General features: G+C 71.5%; 18 protein-coding genes and 1 pseudogene. 9 read left to right on the forward strand and 10 right to left on the reverse strand.

All coding sequences use genetic code 11. The features are described 5' to 3' along the window. Positions 1-365: 365 nt before the first annotated feature. Together ACFQU4_RS26880 and ACFQU4_RS26885 are read right to left on the reverse strand one after the other, a co-directional pair. Positions 366-896: a DinB family protein gene (locus ACFQU4_RS26880; protein ID WP_377497970.1), complete on the reverse strand. Its 531-nt coding sequence runs from the start codon at positions 894-896 to the stop codon at positions 366-368. A gap of 24 nt (positions 897-920) precedes the next feature. Beyond that, a complete protein-coding gene (locus ACFQU4_RS26885) occupies positions 921-2,060 on the reverse strand; it encodes a polyprenyl synthetase family protein (protein ID WP_377497972.1) in 1,140 nt (379 codons plus the stop codon). Positions 2,061-2,141: 81 nt separating this feature from the next. On the opposite strand from ACFQU4_RS26885, the gene metF reads away from it, so the two are divergent. Then, positions 2,142-3,080, forward strand: coding sequence for a methylenetetrahydrofolate reductase [NAD(P)H] (metF, locus tag ACFQU4_RS26890; protein WP_377497975.1), 939 nt, complete (start codon positions 2,142-2,144; stop codon positions 3,078-3,080). Here metF and ACFQU4_RS26895 read toward each other — a convergent pair. From ACFQU4_RS26895 to ACFQU4_RS26910, 4 genes are all read right to left on the reverse strand, one after another. Beyond that, positions 3,077-3,733: a DUF3558 family protein gene (locus tag ACFQU4_RS26895; RefSeq protein ID WP_377498442.1), complete on the reverse strand. Its 657-nt coding sequence runs from the start codon at positions 3,731-3,733 to the stop codon at positions 3,077-3,079. The two genes, metF and ACFQU4_RS26895, sit on opposite strands and share 4 nt — an antisense overlap. A gap of 187 nt (positions 3,734-3,920) precedes the next feature. Continuing rightward, positions 3,921-6,158 carry a HelD family protein gene (locus ACFQU4_RS26900; RefSeq protein WP_377497977.1) on the reverse strand — a complete coding sequence of 746 codons (2,238 nt, stop codon included), beginning with the start codon at positions 6,156-6,158 and terminating at the stop codon, positions 3,921-3,923. A gap of 36 nt (positions 6,159-6,194) precedes the next feature. Next, positions 6,195-7,502 (reverse strand): NAD(P)-binding protein, encoded by a 1,308-nt coding sequence (locus ACFQU4_RS26905; RefSeq protein WP_377497979.1) that lies wholly within the window; start codon positions 7,500-7,502, stop codon positions 6,195-6,197. A gap of 38 nt (positions 7,503-7,540) precedes the next feature. Continuing rightward, on the reverse strand, positions 7,541-8,164 hold the full coding sequence (locus ACFQU4_RS26910; RefSeq protein WP_377497981.1) for a malonic semialdehyde reductase: 624 nt from the start codon (positions 8,162-8,164) through the stop codon (positions 7,541-7,543). A gap of 74 nt (positions 8,165-8,238) precedes the next feature. Between ACFQU4_RS26910 and ACFQU4_RS26915 the strand changes: the two genes are divergently transcribed. The 6 genes from ACFQU4_RS26915 to ACFQU4_RS26940 all read left to right on the forward strand — a co-directional run bounded on the left by ACFQU4_RS26915 (position 8,239) and on the right by ACFQU4_RS26940 (position 12,857). Continuing rightward, positions 8,239-8,631 (forward strand): winged helix-turn-helix transcriptional regulator, encoded by a 393-nt coding sequence (locus tag ACFQU4_RS26915; RefSeq protein ID WP_377497983.1) that lies wholly within the window; start codon positions 8,239-8,241, stop codon positions 8,629-8,631. Positions 8,632-8,640: 9 nt separating this feature from the next. Further along, positions 8,641-9,372 (forward strand): PIG-L deacetylase family protein, encoded by a 732-nt coding sequence (locus tag ACFQU4_RS26920; protein ID WP_377497985.1) that lies wholly within the window; start codon positions 8,641-8,643, stop codon positions 9,370-9,372. A 256-nt stretch (positions 9,373-9,628) separates the two neighbouring features. After that, on the forward strand, positions 9,629-10,108 hold the full coding sequence (locus tag ACFQU4_RS26925; RefSeq protein WP_377497987.1) for an SAV_6107 family HEPN domain-containing protein: 480 nt from the start codon (positions 9,629-9,631) through the stop codon (positions 10,106-10,108). Between the two features lie 111 nt (positions 10,109-10,219). Continuing rightward, positions 10,220-10,951 (forward strand): methyltransferase domain-containing protein, encoded by a 732-nt coding sequence (locus tag ACFQU4_RS26930; protein ID WP_377497989.1) that lies wholly within the window; start codon positions 10,220-10,222, stop codon positions 10,949-10,951. 37 nt (positions 10,952-10,988) lie between these two features. Further along, positions 10,989-12,215, forward strand: coding sequence for a DNA polymerase IV (gene dinB / locus ACFQU4_RS26935; RefSeq protein ID WP_377497992.1), 1,227 nt, complete (start codon positions 10,989-10,991; stop codon positions 12,213-12,215). 246 nt (positions 12,216-12,461) lie between these two features. Next, positions 12,462-12,857 carry a DUF3040 domain-containing protein gene (locus ACFQU4_RS26940; protein WP_377497994.1) on the forward strand — a complete coding sequence of 132 codons (396 nt, stop codon included), beginning with the start codon at positions 12,462-12,464 and terminating at the stop codon, positions 12,855-12,857. 183 nt (positions 12,858-13,040) lie between these two features. On the opposite strand, the pseudogene ACFQU4_RS26945 reads toward ACFQU4_RS26940, so the two are convergent. The 4 genes and pseudogenes from ACFQU4_RS26945 to ACFQU4_RS26960 form a co-directional block, all read right to left on the reverse strand. Further along, positions 13,041-13,352, reverse strand: a pseudogene (locus tag ACFQU4_RS26945) (Lsr2 family protein); the annotation flags it as partial. 190 nt (positions 13,353-13,542) lie between these two features. Further along, complete coding sequence (locus tag ACFQU4_RS26950) at positions 13,543-15,774, reverse strand: transglutaminaseTgpA domain-containing protein (RefSeq protein ID WP_377497997.1); 2,232 nt, start codon at positions 15,772-15,774, stop codon at positions 13,543-13,545. Continuing rightward, positions 15,774-17,036, reverse strand: a complete 1,263-nt coding sequence (locus tag ACFQU4_RS26955) for a DUF58 domain-containing protein (RefSeq protein WP_377497999.1) — start codon at positions 17,034-17,036, stop codon at positions 15,774-15,776. Before ACFQU4_RS26955 ends, ACFQU4_RS26950 begins: the two co-directional genes overlap by 1 nt. Positions 17,037-17,042: 6 nt before the next feature. Further along, the gene (locus tag ACFQU4_RS26960) at positions 17,043-18,029 is read right to left on the reverse strand and encodes an AAA family ATPase (RefSeq protein WP_377498444.1); all 987 of its coding nucleotides are present in this window, start codon (positions 18,027-18,029) and stop codon (positions 17,043-17,045) included. Positions 18,030-19,001: 972 nt separating this feature from the next. On the opposite strand from ACFQU4_RS26960, the gene mraZ reads away from it, so the two are divergent. Beyond that, positions 19,002-19,430 (forward strand): division/cell wall cluster transcriptional repressor MraZ, encoded by a 429-nt coding sequence (gene mraZ / locus ACFQU4_RS26965; protein WP_179757462.1) that lies wholly within the window; start codon positions 19,002-19,004, stop codon positions 19,428-19,430. A gap of 243 nt (positions 19,431-19,673) precedes the next feature. Next, positions 19,674-20,681 (forward strand): 16S rRNA (cytosine(1402)-N(4))-methyltransferase RsmH, encoded by a 1,008-nt coding sequence (gene rsmH, locus ACFQU4_RS26970; protein WP_377498002.1) that lies wholly within the window; start codon positions 19,674-19,676, stop codon positions 20,679-20,681. Positions 20,682-20,683 lie beyond the last annotated feature (2 nt).

Consider the following 20,683-nt stretch of genomic DNA (forward strand, 5'->3'; position numbering starts at 1 on the left):
AAACGCGACATCATCCGCCGCCTCAAACGCTACATCGCCCGCGACGTCCACAAGATCATCACCAAAGCCCTCCGACCCGCAGAACCCACACCCGCGACCCCTTGACAAACATAGGGGCATCCAGTCGGTCGGAGGTGGCGGGTAGCGGCGACGGACTGCGTCGCCGGCCGGCCGGTGTCGCGATTCTCGGCAACTCGTACGGTTCAACGTCGCCATCGGCCCGGGCGCTCCACCAGCAGTGGATTCGCGACGGGCATCCCGGCGATCTGCCGCGTACCTCCCGCCCGCATCGCCGACAGGGCACCAACGCAGCGACACGCCGTCAGAACGCCTGCTTTTGTGCCGAGTCGGCGAAAGGTGGGGGGTTACTCGCCGGTGGCGCCGTCGATCGACTCGCGGATGAGGTCGGCGTGCCCGTTGTGCCGGGCGTACTCCTCGATCATGTGCAGCAGGATCCAGTGCAGCGAGAAGGGCTCGCCGGTGTCGCGGCTGGGCCGGGCCGAGGGCTGGTCCAGGCCGCCCGCGGCGTAGGCCTCGGCGATGCCGGCATCGGCGGTACGGACGGCGTTGTCCATCAGCCGGTGCAGCTCGGCGGGGGAGTCCTGGACCGCGGTGGTCAGCTCCCAGTCGATGTCGGCGTCCCAGTCGGCCGACGCGAACGGCTCGGGCAGCGGCCGGTCGTGCAGCACGTAGCCGAACCAGTGCGACTCGTTCAGGGCGACGTGCTTGAGCAGCCCGGCCAGGGTGAGCGTCGAGGGCGGATGGGTCCGCCCCAGTTGATCATGGTCGAGGCCCTCGGCCTTCCGCTGCAGCGTGGCGCGGTGATAGTTCAGGAAGCCGAGGAGCGTGGTCAGCTCGTCGGCGCGGAGCGGCGGATCGGTGCGATCCTTCGTCACGGCGGTGGCCCTTCGGTGGGTTGATCAGTGGGTGCGATGGGTGGCGAGGGTGGCCAGCGTGCCGAGGGCTCGCCGGCCCTCGTCGGTGATCTCGGTGCCGGGCAGCGCGGTCAGTGCGGCCTGGGCGGCGGCGTGGCTGGATTCGATCATGGACTCGACCTGGTCCCGGGCGCCGGTCGCGGTGATCAAGGTCCGCAGCCGGTCGACCTGGTCCTGATCAAGGTCCGGCCGGCCGAACAGGTCCAGGATCGCCTTGCGCTCAACGGTTTCGGCGGCGGCCAGGGCGTGCGCGACCAGGACGGTGCGCTTGCCCTCGCGAAGATCATCTCCGGCCGGCTTGCCGGTGACCTGCTCGTCGCCGTAGACCCCGAGCAGGTCGTCGCGGAGCTGGAAGGCCCGGCCGAGCGCGGAGCCGTACTCGGCCAGCATGGTGATCAAGGACTCGGAGCCGCCGCCGAGGCTGGCGCCGATCTGGCACGGCCGCCGGATCGTGTAGCGGGCCGACTTGTACTCGACGACCCGCTCGGCCGCCTCGATCGCGGTGGCCAGGTCCTGCTCGGTGACCGGGCGGGACTGGGCCAGGATGTCCAGGTACTGCCCGGCGGTCACCTCGGTCCGCATCGACTCGACCAGCGGCAGTGCCCGGGCCAGCGCGGCCGGTGGCAGCCCGGACCGGTGCAGCAGCTCGGAGGACCAGATCAGCAGCAGGTCCCCGTACAGGATCGCGGCGGCCCGGCCGAACACCACCGGGTCGCCGATCAGACCATGATCATCATGCAGCCGCTCGAACTGACGGTGCGCCGACGGGCGGCCGCGCCGCAGGTCGGAGCCGTCCATCACGTCGTCGTGCACCAGGGCGCTGACGTGCAGCAGGTCGAGGCTCGCCGCCGCCGCCAGCAACGGCTCCCGGTCGCCGTCGCCGGGCAGGCCGGCCGCCGCGACGTACCCCCAGACACAGCCGGCCGGCCGGACCCGCTTGCCGCCGGCGAGCAGTGCGCGGGCCTGTTCGTGCAGCGGCGCCAGCGACGGGTCGATCGCCGCCAGTACGTCCCGCTGGCCGTCCAGGAACCCGTCCAGTACGTCGGCGACGGCCTCCCGGAACCCGGCCGCGAGCGGATCCGCGGGATCCAGCACCGGGCCGGCGTCGAGTTGTGAAGTGGTCACCCGGCGAGCCTACGGAATCGAATCCTGGGAACCCGCCCGGCCCGGTCTCCGCTGCGACCAGCGCGACACTAGGGTTGCCGCATGGCGCCTGAGACGACGCTCGACCACCGCACCGGGCCGGCCGCCCGGACGGACCCGCACGCGACGATCGCGGAACTACTGGCCGCTCCGGCGGGCCCGCTGTTCTCCTTCGAACTGTTCCCGCCCAAGGACGACGACCAACGCCGCACGCTGTGGCAGACCGTACGGCGGCTGGAGGCGCTCGGGCCGGACTTCGTCTCGGTGACCTACGGCGCCAACGGGTCCAGCCGGGAACGGACCATCGAGATCACCGAGGCGATCGCCCAGCACACCACCCTGCGGACGATGGCCCACCTGACCTGTGCCAGCCAGCCGGCCGAGCAGTTGCGCCGGGTGATCGGCTGGTACGCGGCGGCCGGGATCCGGCACGTGATGGCGATCCGCGGCGACATGCCGGGCGGGCCGACCGCGCCCTGGGAACAGCATCCGGATGGCCTGCGGAACGCGACCGAGCTGGTCGACCTGGTCTGTTCGCTGGGCGACTTCTGTGTCGGCGTCGGCGCGTTCCCGGACCTGCACCCGGAGCGGTACGACGCCGAGCTGGACGCCCGGCTGCTGGTGGAGAAGGCCCAGGCCGGCGCGTCGTTCGCGATCACCCAGCTGTTCTTCACGGCGAGCCGCTACTTCGAACTGGTCGATCGGGTCCGCTCGCTCGGCTGCGACCTGCCGATCATCCCGGGGATCATGCCGGTCACCCGACTGAGCCAGATCCAGCGGTTCGCCGAACTGTCCGGCGCCGACCTGCCGGCTCCGGTGGTGGCCCGGCTGGAACAGGCCGGCGACGACCCGGCCCGGGTCCGCCAGGTCGGTACCGACATCGCGACCGAGCTCTGCGCCGACCTGCTCGAGGGCGGCGTGCCCGGCCTGCACTTCCTCACCATGAACCGGTCGACCGCGACCCGCGAGATCTACGCCCGGCTGAATCCCGACCACAGTTAGCGGAGCAGCGCGTCGACCAGTTCCGCTCCGATGTCGGGGAGCCGGTCGCAGTCCACCGTGTTGTCCTTGATCGGGCCGGTCACGTTGTAGGTGATGGCCAGGTACTGGTCGTCCTGGATGTCGATCTCGATCAGGCAGATCGGCCGTACCTCCATCCGCTGCCCGGTCCAGGCCGGGAACCCGCGGACCTCGATCTCCGTCGGCTCGGTCTCGGAGAAGATGTACCCGTCGTAGATGCTTTGCTGGTATTTGATCAAGGTCAGCGCGTACGGGGGCTTCCGATATGCCCAGGAGCAGGACACGGTCCCGGTCTTGAGGGCCTCGCCGACCGGGCGTCCGGGCTTCACCTGCCACCGGGTGACGGGGACGTCGTCGAGCGCGGCGCAGTTCTTCATCTTCGACAGATCAAGGTCGCGGGTCCGGAGGCGAGGGGACGGCTTCCACGCCCCGTCCTGGCCGTTCGGCCGGCTGGCCGACGGTGCGGGGGTCGTCGCGGTCGGCGTCGGTTCCTCGGTCGGGAACGTCGGCGGAGCGATCGGCGAGACGTCGAACGCCGGCTTCCCGGAGGAAGCCGGCCCAAGGACCGCGCAGGAAACCACGAGCGGAGTCAGCACCACGATCGCGGCCCAGACAACGAACCGACGGCCCAGCATCCCCACGGCATCCTCCTGAATCGGCGCTGCCCACGGTCCGGGCCACGGGTCCGGGCCGCAGCCTAACCAGGGCGCAGTCCGAACGCGTCGTTCGATCGCCGGACCGTCGCCAAATCGGATCGACGCCCGACTTCGGCAACCTGGTTCGGCGTCCCGGGCCACCGGGCCGATCGAGCCGCCCTGCGGTTCAGTCGAGGTTGGCCCGCCAGGCCGCGCCCGGCGCCGCGTCGACCGTGACCAGCCGCTGGGTCGGCCGGGTCAGCGCGACGTAGAGCACCCGGGTGCCGCCCGGCGACTCGGCCACGATGTCGTCCGGCGTCACCACGATCGCGCCGTCGTACTCGAGGCCCTTCGCGGCCAGCGGGGTGACCAGGACCAGCCGGTCGGTCGCCCCGTCGTCGGTGATCAACTTCGCATCGGCGAGGGTCTCCCGCAGGGATTGCTGCCGGGACGGGGGAGCGATCACGCCGACCGTGCCCTCGACCTGGTCCAGCAGCTCCCGGGCGGCGTCGATCACCGTGTCCTGGACGTCACCGACCAGCAGTTCCGGCTGGTAGCCGACCGAACGGACAGCGGTGGGCAGATCCGCGTCCGGGACCGTACCGACGACGACCTTGGCGGCCAGGTCGAACACCTCGGCCGGGCTCCGGTAGTTGGTGCTCATCCGGAACCGGCGCACCGGCGCGGTACCGACCAGTTCGGTCATCGCCCGCTCGGTCTCGGCGGGATCCGGCCAGGAGCTCTGGGCCGGGTCGCCGACGATGGTCCAGCTGGCGCTGCCGCCCCGGCGCCGCAGCATCCGCCACTGCATCGGGCTGATGTCCTGCGCCTCGTCGACCAGGATGTGCGCGTACGTGTCGTGCGGGGTCGCGAACGGATCCGGCTCGGACCGGTCGGCCAGCCGCTCCATCGTCGTGAACACCTCGGGTACGTCGTCGCCGCTCTCCAGGAACAGCGGGATCTCGACCGAGTTCGACTCCGGCACCGGCCCCAGCAGCGAGGCCAGCTCGTCCAGCAGGGCGCTGTCGGCCACCGACCAGTCCCAGCGGGCCGCCGGGACCGAGGTCAGCCGGGCGTAGTCCGCGGCGAGCAGGTCCTGCTCCCGCCGGGACAGCTGCGAGCCGGCGGCCCGCCCGAGCAACGCCCGGTCGGCCAGCCGGGCCAGGGCAGCCGGCGCGCTGAGCGTCGGCCACCAGGCGGAGGTGAAGTTGTAGAAGGCCGCGGTCGAGGTGACCGCGTCGTCGAAGTCCGGCCGGTCCAGGTCGAGTTCGCGCGGCCGGCGCCGCCAGAGGGCCGTGAGCAGCGCGGTCTCGGCCGCGTCCCGGGCCTGGTTGAGCTTGTGATGCGTCAGGACGTCGGTACGGATCCGGGCCAGCGCCGGTCCGTCCAGCGAATAGACCACCCCGTCCACCGTCAGCCGCAACTCGTCCGGTACGCCCGCGGGCGGCTCGGTGACCAGCCGGCGCAGCACCCGGACCATCCGCAGGCTGCCCTTGATCGCGGACAGTTCGGCCGGGTCGTGCCGGACCCCGGCGACCTCGACGATGTCGTTCGGCACGGTGCCGACCGAGCGCAGCGTCACCGACTCCTCGCCGAGGGAGGGGAGCACCCGCTCGATGTAGTTCATGAACACCTGGCTCGGCCCGACCACCAGCACGCCGCCGGACTCGAACCGGCGCCGGTTCGAGTAGAGCAGGTACGCGGCCCGGTGCAGCGCGACGACCGTCTTGCCGGTGCCGGGGCCGCCGCTGATCATGGTGAAGCCCTGCCACGGCGCCCGGATCGCCTCGTCCTGCTCGGCCTGGATGGTGGCCACGATGTCGCGCATGTTGTGCCCGCGGGCCCGGCTCAGCGCGGCCAGCAGAGCGCCGTCGCCGATCACGACCAGGTCGTCCGGCGCGTTCTCGGAATCGAGCAGGTCGTCCTCGATCCCGACCACCTTGGCACCCTGGCAGCGCAGCACGCGCCGCCGGGTGACCCCCATCGGCTGGTTCGGCGTCGCCCGGTAGAAGGCGGCCGCGGCCGGTGCCCGCCAGTCGATCACCAGCGGCTCGTAGTCGCCGTCCCGCACGCCGATCCGCCCGATGTAGCGGGCCTCGGTGTCCACGTGGTCGAGCCGGCCGAAGACCAGGCCCTCGTGCTCGGCGTCCAGCGTGGCCAGCCGCTTCGCCGCCTGGAAGGCGAAGATGTCGCGCTCCAGCAGCCCGGTGCCGTCCTCCTCCCGGACATAGCTGGAACGGTCCGACTGATACAGCGAACGCCCCTCCGCGGCGACCAGGCGGGCCGACCGGGAGGCGACGTCCAGTCGCTGATAGACCTTGTCGACGTGAGCCTGCTCCGCAGCGAGCTCGCGATCCAAGATGGCTGCCGCCTCCTGGTCTGCGGTCACGGATTCCGGCGACGCGGTGTCCGACGATGAAGTCAAAAGCGTGTCCTTACCCGAGTGACGAAACACTCCAGTCTACAAACGATCGGCCGTGAGTCTGTCATGGCAGGCGTACGAGGCGAGGGCGCCGGACAACAGGGTCTGGGACAGGCCCGGTCCGGCCGCGGAGAACGGCCCGGCCTGGTAGAGCCCGGGCAGCGGTCCGCGGATCGGCGGCCGGATCAGCCAGCTGCCGAAACCCTGCCAGGCGAGCCCGTGGCCCCAGTCCGGCCGGGGCCGGGCGTAGTCGTACCGGAGCTCGACCATGGTGTCGCTGGCCGGCCGGACCACGGTGATCAGCGGCCCGGCGCCGGCCCGGTGCTGCACCGTCTCGGTCAGTTCGTCGGTCACCGGGCCGGGCAGCCGGGTCGTGGTGACCTCGGGGGCGAGGGCCGGGCGCAGCCGGCGCAGGGTGGCCCGCTGCGGCGGCAGTTCGACGCCGGCCAGGAGTTGATCAAGGGTGCGGGCCGGGTCGACCGTGCTGATCACCGCGCGGGCGGGTACCGGGCCCGACTCGGTGATCACGCCGGCCGGCCGGCCGTCCTCGATCATGATCGTGGTCGCCTCGGAGTCGATCATGGTCACCCGGCGGGTCGCCAGCCGGCCGACCAGCGCCTCGATCAGGGCCGACGTGCGCCCGGTCTCCGTACCGTCGGTCCGGCGCAGGGTCCAGCGACCGAACCGGCGCAGGACGGCGAGATCGACCGCGCAGTGGGCCGGCGTCGAACTCGGCACGGAGCCTTGCAGGTAAGCGACATCGCGGACCAGAGCGGACAGGGCGGCATGCCCCTGCAGGTCGGCGAGCTGCTCCAGACTGCGCTTGCTCTTCATGATCGTCTCGACCCGGCGGGTGAGTTGGAACCGCCCGTGCAGTTCCGACTCCAGCCCCAGCGGGCGCAGCGCCTGCCAGACCTCGTCAAGATCATCGAGCAGGTCCCGCCATCGATCGGCGACGGCGCTCCCGTACGTCTCGGAGAGGGCCGCGTACTGCTCGCCGCGGTCGGTCGGCAGCCGGAGCTCGGTGCCGTCCGGGAATCGGTGCACGGCCGGCGGGGCGGGCGCCAGTTCCCAGCCGGAACGGGCCAGCTCCGCATCCAGCGGCCGGCCGCTCTTGCGGAACAGGTCGCGCCAGGCGGCCGGCAGGGTGAGCACCGCCGGGGCGTCGTCCACCACCGGGCCGGAGCCGTCCAGAGGCCGCCCGGCCCAGGGACCGCCCGGCTCGAGGCCGTCGGTGACCAGCGCGACCCGATGCCCCGCCTTGGCCAGGCGGGCCGCCGCGGCAAGTCCGGCGAGCGTCGCTCCGATCACGACCACGGCGAAGTCGGCGTCCGGCCCGGCTGGCATGGCACCGTCCTATCAGAGCCCGCCCCGGACCCCTGCGGTCAGGTCCAGCGAACCACCTCGTCGTGCTCGAGCCGGGGCAGCCGGGGATGCCAGGCGTCGTCGTTCTCGGGATGGCCGATGTTGACCACCAGGGTCGAGGTCCAGCCGCCGTCGGGGAAGAACTCGGCGTCCAGCCCGGCCGCGTCGAAGCCGCCCATCGGTCCGGCCCCGAGGCCGACCGCCCGGACGGCCAGGATGAAGTAGCCGGCCTGGAGCGCGCCGTTGAAACGGCCCAGCTGATCCCGTACCGGAGGGTTCTCGGCCAGCGATTCGCGGAGCTCGGCCCGGAACGGCGCGACCCGCGGGATGTGCTCGTGGAAGCCGTTGTCGACCGCGAGCAGGGCGACCGCCGGAGCGGCCAGGGTCTTCGCCTGGTTGCCCTCGTGCAGATGCTGCACCAGGCGCTCCCGGGCTTCCCGCGTCTGTACGTAGACGACCCGCAGCGGCTGGACGTTGACGGCGGTGGGTGCCCACCGGGCCAGGTTCCAGATCTCCGCGAGCTGGTCGTCGGTGACCGGGGTCGGGGCGAACGCGTTGATCGTGTGCGCACCGGTGAACAGCGTCTCCAGGGCGGCGTCGTCGAGCCGCCCGGTGGTCGCTGCTTCGGTCAGCGTCTCGGTCATGATAGTTATCTCCAAGTCACTAGGAAATTACAAGCACCATCGGAGATCATAGTCCGCCGGGTACAGTGGCGGGCATGGCGCCGACTGGTGAGATCCCTCACGACGAACACGGATGTGACGAGGCGTTGGCGCGCGCGTTCCAGTTCCTCGGCAAGCGGTGGAACGGTGTCCTGCTGGGCACCCTGATGGGCGGCGCCGCCGGATTCGCCGAGTTGCGCCGGGCGATTCCCGGGATCAGCGACTCGGTGCTCTCGGACCGGCTCTCCGAACTGTCCGGTGCCGGCCTGGTCCAGCGCACCGTGCGGGAGGGTCCGCCCGTGACTGTCGGTTACCGGCTCACCGCCGCCGGCGAGGCGCTGCTGCCGGCCCTCGAGGAGCTCATGGTGTGGTCCCGCCGCCACCTGACCGACGAGCGCTGCCGGGCCGCTACCCGGAAACGCCGGACGGCATCGGCGGCCGCCGAGTAGCCTGCCGCCATGGCAGATCTCGAACCGGTCGACGAGCAGTGGCAGCGCGGTCTCTGTGTCGTCGCCCACCCGGACGATCTCGAGTTCGGCGCGGCGGCGGCGATCGCGCGCTGGACCGACCAGGGCAAGCACCTCACGTACGTCATGGTGACCAGCGGTGAGGCCGGCATCGACGCGATGACGCCGGACGAGTGTCGCCGGGTCCGGGAGGCCGAGCAGATCGAGTCGGCCCGGATCGTCGGCGTCGACGCCGTCGAGTTCCTCGGTCTGCCGGACGGGATTCTGGAGTACGGCCTGCCGCTGCGGGCCGCGATCTGCCGGACCATCCGGGTGCACCGGCCGGAGGTGGTGATCACGGCGAACTTCCGGGACACCTGGGGTGGTCGGGCGCTCAACCAGGCCGACCACATCGCCGCCGGCCGGGCCGTGCTGGACGCGGCGCGCGACGCTGGCAACCGGTGGATCTTCGCCGATCAGCTGACCGACGGGCTGGAGCCCTGGGGCGGGGTACGCCAGGTGCTGGCCTCGGGCTCACCGGAGGCCGAGCACGCCGTGGACACCACGGCGACCTTCGACCGCGGTGTCGCCTCGCTGAAGGCGCACCGCGCCTACATCGACGGGCTGGGCTGGGAGTTCGACCCCGAGGAGTTCCTGGAGGGGTTCTCGCGGCCCGCCGGCGCCCGGCTGGGCGTCCCGTTCGCGGCGCCCTTCGAGGTGTATTCGCTCGCCTTCGGCGGCTGATCCGAAGGACCTTGCATTCGGTCCTTGACGGACTGTCAGTGGCCGGGTGTAGATTGATCCTTGTTCGAACACGCGTTCGATATCGATACTTGGGGAAGGATCGCGTACGCGGGTTCGGCACAGCGCCGTGTTCGCGGCACGCGCTCTGGCTCGCCTTGGCGTGGATGGACTCGACCCCCGTCCACGCCAAGGCCGCCACTCACCAGGGTCGAGCCTTCCCGCTCCCGAACTGCGCCCCGAAACAGGAATCCCTGACATGCCCCTGCCTGCGACCGCCCTCGTCTCCGACCCGACCGAACGCGACCTGCCCACCCAACCCGTGCTGTCGGGCTCCTTCCTGCGTGCCGACCATGATCGACTTCCGGCCGCACTGCGGGCCGACCTGCACCGGATCGAGGGCACCCTGCTGGAGGCCGAACTGGCCGGCCGGCCGAGCGAGCGCTACCTCACGGCCCACCTGGCGGCGCTGCGGACCGGGGCACTGATCGTCCGGCTGCGCTCGGCCCAGGTGCGGTTCCCGAGCCACCTCTGGTCGCTGGTCGCCGCCGTCGCGCCGGAGTACGCCGAGTGGGCGGCCTTCTTCGCGGCGACCGAGGGCAAGCGGGAGGCGGTCCGGTCCGGCGCGACGTCCATCGTCAGCGAGCGCGAGGCGGCCGACCTGCTCCGCGACGCCGGCCTGTTCTACCAGCACGTGCACACCCGGCTGGGTCCCGAACCGACGGCCCGGGATCGATGATGATCATGGACACGCCGCGACGGGTGTGGGCGCCCGGCAGTCCACGGGTCGTCGGCACTAGGCTGCCTTCCACCACTAGGCTGCCGAGCGTCTCGGCGGAAGGAGGGCGGCATGGCGACCCGCGCCACGACCCACCGCGCGAAGCGTCGCCTGCCGGTGACCCAGGCCCTGCTGCTGCAGATCCTGGACGCGCAGCTCGCCGACCTGGACGGCGAGGGGGCCCGGACCGTGGTCGACCTCGGCGGCGGGACCGGCGGCGTGGCGACCGCTCTGGCCGAACGCGGCCACCGGGTGACGGTCATCGACCCAAGCCCGGACGCGCTGGCCTCGCTGGAACGGCGGACCGCGGAACTCGGCCTGGCCGACCGGATCAACGGGCTGCAGGGCGACGCCGGAACGCTGGCCGACCTGGTCAGCCCCGGCACGGTCGACCTGGTGCTGTGCCACCGAGTGCTGGACGTCGTGGACAACCCCGGCGACGCGCTGGCCGAGGTGACCCGGGTGCTCCGGCCGGGCGGCCGGCTCAGCCTGCTGGTGCCGCAGCGGCACGCTCTCGTCCTGTCCCATGCGCTGGCCGGGCACATCGCGTTGGCCCGCGAGGTGCTGGCGGACCGCAGCCGGTTCGATCGTGCCTCCACCCTGGAACTGGTCCGGCGGGCCGGCCTGGAGGTGGTGGCCGAGCACGGACTCGGCGCCGCGGCGGACTACGTCGCGGAGGCGGTCGTAGAGTCGGCGGCGGGGGCGTACGCAGAACTGCTCGCGCTGGAGACCGAACTGAGCACCGACCCGGCGTTCCAACCGATCGCTCCGGCGCTGCACGTCTCGGCCCGCCGCGCCGACTGACCGTTCGTCCTGACCCGCAGCCGGGCGGTGATCGCCGGTGGCGGTGATTCTGCACGTCGACATGGACGCCTTCTTCGCCTCGGTCTCGCTGCGGCGCCGGCCCGAGCTGCGCGGCACCCCGGTGGTCGTGGGCGGCTATCCCCGCGGCGTCGTACTGTCGGCGAACTACGAGGCCCGGGCGTACGGGATCCGTTCCGGGATGCCGTCCGGACGGGCCAAGCGGCTCTGTCCCGGGCTGAACTTCATCGACCCGACCTACGACGACTTCTCCTCCGTGGCCAAGGGGATCGTGGCCGTCTTCCAGACCGTCACCCCGATCGTCGAGGCGGCGTCGATCGACGAGGCCTACCTCGATCTGGCCGGGGCCCGGCACCGGTTCAGTTCGCCGTACGCGATCGGGGAGTACGTCCGGGCCATGGTCTGCGACGAGCAGCAGATCACCTGCTCGGTCGGCATCGGGCCGTCGAAGTTCGTCGCGAAGATGGCCTCCCGGGCGGCCAAGCCGGACGGCCTGATCGAGGTGCCGCCGCCGCGGGTGGCCGACTTCCTGCACCCGATGCCGGTGGACGCCATGTTCGGCGTCGGGCCGCCGACCGCGGAGAAGCTGCACCGGCTCGGCATCCGCACCATCGCCGACCTGGCGCGGACTCCGCCCGGCGCGCTCCGGCAGACCTTCGGCCCGCACCTGTCGCACCAGCTGGTCGAACTCGCCTGGGGCCGGGACCGGACCCGGGTGGTGCCGGCGGTTCCGGAGCGCGGCGTCGGCTCCCAGGAGACCTTCGGGTCCGACACCGACGACCCGACCGTCGTTCGGCGCGAACTGCTCCGGATGGCGGCGAAGACCGCCCGCCGGATGCGGCGGGCCGGCTACCTGGGCCGCACCGTGACCATGTCGATCCGGTTCGCCGACTTCCGGACCCTGACCCGGTCCAGCACGCTGCCGACCCCGACCGACGTGACCGACGAGATCTACGGGGCGGCGCTCGCCCTGCTGGACCGGCTCGGACTGGACCAGGCCCGGATCCGGCGGGTCGGCATCAAGGTCGGCGGCCTGGTCCCGGCCGAACGGGCCGAGCGGCAACCCTTCCTCGACGACCCGGAGTTCGGCTGGCGCGAGGCCGAACGCGCCGTCGACGCCGCCGTCGGGCGCTTCGGGCCCAAGGCGGTCCAACGTGCCGTACTGGCTGCCCCGCGGAACTGGGTCGCCGCTATGGGCGCTCCGGGCCAGTCCGATCCCGACCGCCGCGCCCACCAACCCAAGTGATCCAGGCGGCGGCGCCGGGTCACGGGTTGGCGAGTCGTCGGTCGGGAGTGGTGCGGTTTGAGCTGCCCGGCGGTAGTGTCGGAGTCGGGTCCTTCCCGTACCTCGGATCAGGGCACCACCGGAGCATTGGGTGGTGGGTTTTCCTGGGCAGGGGGTGGGCCTAGACTAGGGTCAAGGAATCACGCCAGCCAGGGTGTGAGGACCGCAAGCAGCGCCGTTGGCGCATGGAAAGCCGGAGGTGGCCACGTGGCCCTCTCAGAGGAAGAGCAGCGGCTCCTCGAGCAGATGGAAGCCGCCCTCGCCGCGGAAGACCCGAAGCTGGTGAACACCATGCGCGGGACGGGTCCGCGACGGGTCCATCGTCGACGAGCAGCGCTCGCCGGGGTTGGGTTCTTTGCCGGATTGGCACTCCTGATCGCGGGAATGTCGACCTACCTGTTCCTCAGTGTGCTCGGTTTCGTGGTGATGGTCGCCGCCGCAGTGACGGCGATCTATGCGTGGCAGCACGTGGGTTCCGGCCCGGATCATCGGACCGGCGCGGAGCGGCAACGCGCGTCTCAACCGTCCGGCCCGGACAGCACCCGCAACTTCATGGACAAGATGGAGGAGCGCTGGCGTCGCCGGCGCGACGAGGGTTTCTGACCGGAGCCGATTGTCACCGAGGCTCGTTCTTCAACCGAAGAACGGGCCTCGTTTCTGTTCCCGCGCCGGCAGGGGAGTGACGGCTCAGGCGCTCGCGGACTCGGCGGTCACCGCAGGCTCGGACTCCGTCGCCTCGGTGCCGTCGGCACCGTCGGCCTCCGGCGGGGCGTCCTGGGCGGCCGCGTAGGCCCGGCGCACCTCGGCCGGAAGCCGGCCCCGGTCGGGCACCTTGTACCCGTTGGACTGGGCCCAGGCCCGCAGCGTCGCGTTGGCCGGCGGCAGTTCGGTCACGAACGTGGCGGACGGACCGCTCTGGCGCCCGCCGCTGCGCCGCGCCTTCTCGGCGTACGGTTCCAGGGTCGCGCGCAGTCGGGCGGCGTGCTCGGCCGAAAGATCGATCGCATAGTCGACGCCGTCGAGAGCGAAGTCGACGGTTTCATCGGCCGGGCTCCCGTCGAGATCGTCTTCAAGGGTGATTTCGATCCTGCGCGCCATTGAACCGCCTTCCGATTCCCGTACGAATTCGCCGCCGACTCGGTTTTCGCAGTATTTCACCGGCGCCGATCGTCGTCCAGTAGGGCGAACCGGTCCAAGACCACGGTCGCACCCGAGCCTGGGATTTCCCTTGTTTTACGGGGCGATCGCCGGTCGACCGACGCGGAGTCGCCGCATGACCCGGGCGCGGCTAGTGGCGACGGAACAATGAACGGGGCAGCCAAAAGGCCAGGAATCGACGCCATCGGCTTTGCGGTTCGGCCAACCCGGCGCGCACGTTCCGGGTGATTTCGGGCAATTCGTCGAGTTCGCCGTCCGGTGCCGTCGGGGCATATCGGGAGCGCTCGACGAGCACGGCGACGCCGGCCATTTCGTCGGCCTGACTTCGGTCCAGCCGGTCCGCGACGGTGGCGCCGATCCGGCGCGGCGAACCGTCCGGCCAACGCCCGCCGAGATCGATCATGGTGTCCCGGATCTCCTGCCAGGCACCCTCCACCCGTTGTCGGCCGTCCTGGTGCGGACTGAGCCGGGAGGCCCGGCGCCGGAGCCGCAGCGTGGCCGGGGCGGCCAGGACGGCGAGCACCAGCAAACCGATTCCGGTCGCGAGCAGGGCCTGCCACGGATCGGCGGTGGTCTGATTCGGATCGGTTGGGGTCTCGGTGGGCACGTCGGTCGGGCCCGCCGTCGGCTCGTCCGGACCGTTGGTCGACTGCTGGGTCGGCGCGGAGGACGGCTCCGGCTGCTCGCCGTTCTCCGAGGGCGGCACCGACCAGTCCGGCACGGTGCCGGCCTGGCTGGCCGGGGTCGGCTCGAACCGTACCCAGCCGTAGCCGGAGAAGTAGAGCTCGGGCCACGCGTGCATCTTGTGGTTCGTCACGGTGTAGCTGCCGTCGCTGTTGCGCTGGCCGGGCAGGAACCCGATGGTCACCCGGGACGGGATGTCCGCCACCCGCGCCATCATCGCCATCGCGCCGGCGAACTGCTCGCAGTAGCCGCGGCGGTCCCGGAGCAGGAAGTTCTCCAGTGCCTGGTAGCCGCTGCCGGGCAGCGGCCGGGTGTCGTACTCGAACAGGTCGCTGCGCAGGTACGACTGGATCGCCGTCGCCCGCTCGAATGCCGAGGTCGAGCCCTCGGTCACCTCGTTGGTCAGGTCGATCAGGCTCTGCGGCAGGTCGTCCGGGACCGCGGTGGTGATCGCGGAGTCCTGCGGCGTGCCGGAAGCGGCCAGCGAGAGCTGCTCGGCGGTGGGTTCGATGTCGATGCTCTGCACCCGGTACGACAGCCCGGCGATCTGCCGCCGCCGTACGTCCTCGTTGCCCATCGCCAGGATCGACAGCGCGCCCGGGTCGAAGCCCCAGGATCCGTTGGCGCTGAAGTTGCGCGGGGCGTACGGCGCCGGCAGGTACTCCGACTCGAAGCCCTCGCTGACCGTGACGTCGGTCGTCCGCTGCCCGCGTGGTTCGGTGGTCACCCCGGGGATCTGGCCGAGCCGGTTGCCCGGCGTCACCTGGATCTGCACCGGGGACCAGCCGGCGTTGCCGAACTGGGGCAGCGTCGTCAGCCGCAGGTACGTCCCCGACGCCCGGTCGTCCTGCGTCGAGCGGTAGCGCAGCACCGGCCGCTCCTCGGCCTGGGTCAGGTTCCGCCGCAGGTCGAGGGTCGGGTCGCCGAGCTGCAGCGGCCCGTTCCCGCCGGAACCGTTGCCGATGCCGAAGCCGGCCACCGACAGCGTCGGCATGATCAGCGACACGATCACGGTGATCACCAGTGCCGGCACGGCGAGATAGCCGGCGGCCCGCCAGACCACCGGGGCGGCGGCGCCCATTGTCTCCGAGGAGTCGTGGGACAGGCCGCGGGTCCAGCGGGCGTTGGAGTTCAGCCCGTCGGCGATGAGGATCGCGAGGTAGCCGACCGCGACCAGGCCGAAGCTGAGGATCGAGGCGTCCTTGGCCAACCCGAGCGCCGGCACCAGGTAGAGCGCGGTCGGCGGCGCGAACGCCCAGCCCGGCCGGCCGACGCCGACCACCAGCAGGTCGGTCAGCACCATCACGATGCCGACCGCGGTGACGAAGATCAGCGTCACGCCGTCGTTCGGCTGCATGGGTGAGGTCTGGGTCTGCATGTGGGCGATCCCGGACCGCCACAGGTCGAGCAGGCTGTCGTACCAGGTGCCGCCGCCGAGTTCGGACATCGACCAGGTCAACATGCCGAGCCCGATCGTCAGCACCGCGACCTGGATCAGGAACACGGTGGTCGGACCGAGCCGGGCCCGCCGCAGCAGCAACGTGACCAGGCCGAGGGTCAGCACCAGCAGCCAGCCCAGGACCAGGTAGCGGCCGTCGGAGGTGAGCGGCCGGATCGTCAGCGACGCCAGCAGAACGGCGATGGTGACGGCGACGGTGCTCCGGTCGGTGTCGCGCATCAGGCCACCCGGCTCAGCTCGTCCAGGCGGGTCCAGGCGTCCCCGACGGTGGTGGTCCGGTCGGCCCGGACGACCCGCCACTGGTTGTCCAGCAGCACCTTCTGGGCCAGGTCGGTGGCGTCTCGTTGCCGTTCGTCGTCCTCCTCACCGGCGAAGCTGGCCACGTCGAGCATGATCGCCAGGCCCCGGGCGCGGCTGCCCCGGACCCGGAGCAGCACCTCGGCGTCGGCCGGCGTGAGCCGGCCCAGGATGGCGATGATCAGCTGGCCGGGCCGGTCGGCGTTGGCCGACTCGACGGCGTAGTGCAGGGTCCGGGTGGTCCGCGGCCGCAGGTCGGTCAGCCGCTCGACGACCAACTGCCGGCTGGCCGAGCTGTGCTGGCCGAGCGCGCCGCTGATGTGCAGCGGGCCGCCGGCGTCGAAGATCTCCACGCTGAAGCCGGAGTCGAGGAAGTGGGTGGCCACCGAGCCGGCCGCCGAGATCGCCCACTCGATCGAGTTGTGCATGCCACGGCCAGCGTGGGCCGACTCGCGGGAGTCGAGCAGGACGCTCGCGCTCGGGTCCCACGCCTGCTCCTCGCGGCGCACCATCAGCTGGTCCCGGCGGGCGGTCGACCGCCAGTGCACCCGGCGCACGTCGTCACCCTGCCGATACTCGCGGATCAGGGCGTCGTCGGTGCCGACCATGCCGATCCGGTGCGGCTGCGCCTCGCCGGTGCTGCCGGCCCCGCCGGCCGCCCGCAGCGTCGGCAGCGGAACGATCTCGGGGGTCACCATCACCTCGGAGGTGGCGACGAACTGGCGGTCCATCCGGACCAGCCCGAACGGATCGGTCGTCCGCACCATCAACGGCCCGGTACGGAAGCGTCCGCGCACCCGGCCGAGCAGCGGATACTCCACCTCACGGCGCCAGTTGAGGGTGGCCCGGTCGATCAGGAACCGCGGCCGGTTGCCCAGCTCCCGCGGTACGGCGTCCTCGAGCATCAGGATCCCGATCGGCAGCCGGCCCTGCTGGCCGAGCACGATCCGGCCGCGCATCGGCGAGCCGAGCGGCACCTGGGCCGGCTCGACCGAGCGCTCGCAGGACAGCCGGAGGCGGGTCCGGGCGACCAGGATCGCGGCCAGGATCGGCAGCACGAGCAGCAGCAGCCCGAGCCGCATGATGTCGCGCTGGTCGCCGACCATGCCGACCACCGTGACGATCAGGCCGAAGACGGCGAAGATCCGCCCGCGACCGGTGAGCAGCTGCCAGAAGCGGTGCATGGCCGGTCAGGCTTGGCGGGCCGGCTGGCCCTGCCGGTCGCGGCGCCGGTCGGCCCGGTTCGGGGCCTCGGCCGGGTTGCGGTCCGGGATGTGCACCGAGGCGACGGCCGCGGCGATGATGTCGGCGACGGTCCGCCGGGCCAGCTGCGCGTCGGTCGACGGCAGCACTCGGTGGGCGAGGACCGAACCGGCCAGCGCGCCGACGTCGTCGGGCGTGACGTAGTCGCGGCCGGACAGGGCGGCGAAGGCGCGGCTCGCCCGGAGCAGCTGCAGGCTGGCCCGCGGCGAGGCGCCGATCCGCAGGTCCCGCGACTGCCGGGTGGCGTTGACCACCGCGACGATGTACTGCTTCACGGCCTGCGAGACGTACACGGCCTTGACGGCGGCGATCAGCCCGCGGATGGTCGCCGCGTCGGTGACCGGGCGCAGGTCGGCCAGCGGGTCGGAGGAGCCGTGCGCGTCGAGCATGTCCAACTCGGCGTTCGGCGTCGGGTAGCCCATCTGGATCCGGGCCATGAACCGGTCTCGCTGTGCCTCGGGCAGAGGGTAGGTGCCCTCCATCTCGATCGGGTTCTGGGTGGCCACCACCATGAACGGGGCCTCCAGCAGGTACGTCGTCCCGTCGACGCTGACCTGCCGTTCCTCCATCGATTCCAACAGGGCCGACTGGGTCTTCGGCGAGGCCCGGTTGATCTCGTCGCCGACGACGATGTTGGCGAAGATGCCGCCCGGCTTGAACTCGAAGTCGCGGGTCTCCTGGTTGAAGACGGAGACGCCGGTGATGTCGGAGGGCAGCAGGTCGGGGGTGAACTGCACCCGCCGCACCGTGCAGTCGATCGAGCGGCCGAGCGCCTTGGCCAGCATCGTCTTGCCGACGCCCGGTACGTCCTCGACCAGCAGATGGCCCTCCGCGAGCAGGACAACCAGGGCCAGGTCGATGACGCTGCGCTTGCCCTCGATGATGCCCTCGATCGCTTGGCGTACGTCTCCCATCACCCGGACCACGTCAGCGAGGGAATACGAACCGTCCCCGGTTCTGGCGTAGCTCAAGGTCACCCTGTCCTCCGTGTCCCTGGTCGGGCCGTGTTTCGACAGCCTGAACCGTCTCATCGGCACAACTCGTCGATGGGAGAAGTTCCCACGAAGACCCTACGCGGTGATTCCAGTCGGTGGTGGCCGAGGGCTGGGATTGTTACGACAAGGTCAACGCCGCGGCCCGCGCGAACCTCGCCGAGTGGACGCTCTGACCGGCGGAATCGCCGAGATCGAGGTCAACCCGTCCACTCGCTGATGACCGGCGGTGGGGAGTTGTGGGGTACGGAGTTCGCGGGCGCGTCGTGCCATCGGGTTCTCGGCTGCTGAGGCCCATTGCGCGCTGCGGATTCAGGGTTCGGCCCGGCGCCGCGCGATCGCCGACTCCGCGTGAACCGACCCCTGCGGCATGAAAGGGCTCCTCGCCTCGCCTTCCGACACGCGCGGAGAGCCCGCTGATCAACCGTCGCGAAACCTCCCGCTGGGTTCCTGCTCGCTCCGGCCGGCTCCCGTGCCGGGGCGCCCCCTTCGCTGCCGTGGCTGCGCCGGCCGACACGCGCGTGGGTGCCTGGTTGTCAGCCCCTGCCAAGCCGCCCGGCCGGCTGCCACCGCGCGCTTGGACTCCTGCTCATTCCGGCTGCCGATTCGACCCGCCTGCCGATTCGACCCGGCTGCCGATTCGACCCGCCTGCCGATTCGGCGCGGACGCCGACTCGCTCGGCCCGCTGCGGTGCTTCGTCGACCCTCTCGCCGGACTCGCCGGCGCCCGTGAGCGCCTCCTCGGAACCGCTCCCAAGACAGGGCGCGGGAAGGCGGTCAGAACGCTCTGGGGGAGGGATTGGGGTGGATTGGGGTGCTAAGTGGGGCAAAGTGGAGTATGGTGGCGGAAAGTGGAGCGGATCGGGCTGATTGTGGAGCCAGGAGGTGCGGACCGTGTTTCTCGGGACCCACACTCCGAAACTCGACGAGAAGGGCCGACTGATCCTCCCGGCGAAGTTTCGAGATGAACTGGCGGACGGACTGGTGATCACGAGAGCGCAGGATCGATGCCTCGCGATCTGGCCCGTCGCGACGTTCATCGAGCAGACCCAAGCCCTGAGGAACGCCCCCTCCAGCAGCAAGCAGGTGCGGGACTACCAACGGATGCTGGCCTCCGGAGCCTCGGACGAGACCCCGGACAAGCAAGGCCGGATCACCATCCCGCCGCACCTGCGGGCCTACGCAGGCCTCGACAAGGACTGCGTAGTGGTGGGAGCGATGAACCGGGTCGAGGTCTGGGACGCGGCCGCCTGGCAGTCCTACTCGGACGAGCAGGAGACCGCCTTCGCCGAGATGAACGACGAGGTCTTCCCGGGCCTGTAGGCCGCGAACCGCCCGGGTGGAACACAACTGAAGAGGGACGACGGATTGGAGCAGCAGGCTCGTGCCCCCAGGCTTCAACCCGCGATCCGGCTCCCTGGCGCACCTTCCCCGGTGCCAGGTAGTACTTCCCGCGGATCCCGGGTTGAAACCTGACGGCACGAGCCGAACATTTCCGTCGTCCACAGCGGGACACCGGGCAACAAGGGTGGGGGTCGAGATGATGCGGTACGGAGCGGGACGCCGATGACGACCCACGAACCGCGCCACGTCCCGGTCCTCCTGGACCGCATCGTCGAACTGCTCGCCCCGGCGCTGGAACCGACCGAGGCGGATCCCGAACCCATCCTGGTCGACTGCACCACCGGACTCGGCGGCCACTCCGGCGCGCTGCTGGACGCCTGCCCGGCGGCCCGGCTGATCGGACTGGACCGCGACGCCGACGCCCTGGCCGAGGCCACTTCGCGGCTGCGCCGACACTCCGGCCGGGTGCACCTGGTCCAGGCCGTGTACGACGAGCTGCCGCAGGTCCTGGAAGACGCGGGCGTCGCATCGGTCCGGGCCGTGCTGTTCGACCTCGGACTGTCGTCGCTGCAGATCGACCGGACCGACCGCGGCTTCGCGTACGCCGTCGACGCGCCCCTGGACATGCGGATGGACCAGGGCCAGACGCTCACCGCGGCCGCCGTGCTGAACGGCTACGACGTCGCCGAGCTGACCCGGATCCTGCGCGTGTACGGCGAGGAACGGTTCGCCGACCGGATCGCCCGGCGGATCGTCGCCGAGCGGAGCAAGGAGCCGTTCGCCAACTCGGCCCGGCTGGTCGCCCTGCTCCAGCAGGCGATCCCGGCGAAGTCGGCGAAGACCGGCGGGCACCCGGCGAAGCGGACGTTCCAGGCGCTCCGGATCGAGGTGAACGCGGAGCTGGCCGCGCTGGAGTCGGCGCTGCCGGCCGCCGTCGAGGCGCTCGCCGCGGGCGGCCGGATCGCCGTGCTGGCGTACCACTCGCTGGAGGACCGCCTGGTCAAGCGCACCTTCGCGGCCGGCGCCACCGACCGGGCCCCGCGCGGGCTGCCGGTGGTGCCACCCGAGCTGCGGCCGGAACTGACCCTGCTGACCAGGGGAGCGGAACGGCCCGGCCCGGACGAGGTCGCCGAGAACCCGCGGGCGGCGTCGGCGCGGCTGCGGGCCGCGATGAAGCTGGGCGCGGCGGCGCAGGAGAACGACACGAGCGGCGAGGGGGAAGCGGCGTGAGA

Origin of the sequence: Microlunatus sp. GCM10028923 (genome assembly GCF_042666975.1) — a bacterium.
Lineage (GTDB): Bacteria > Actinomycetota > Actinomycetes > Propionibacteriales > Propionibacteriaceae > Microlunatus.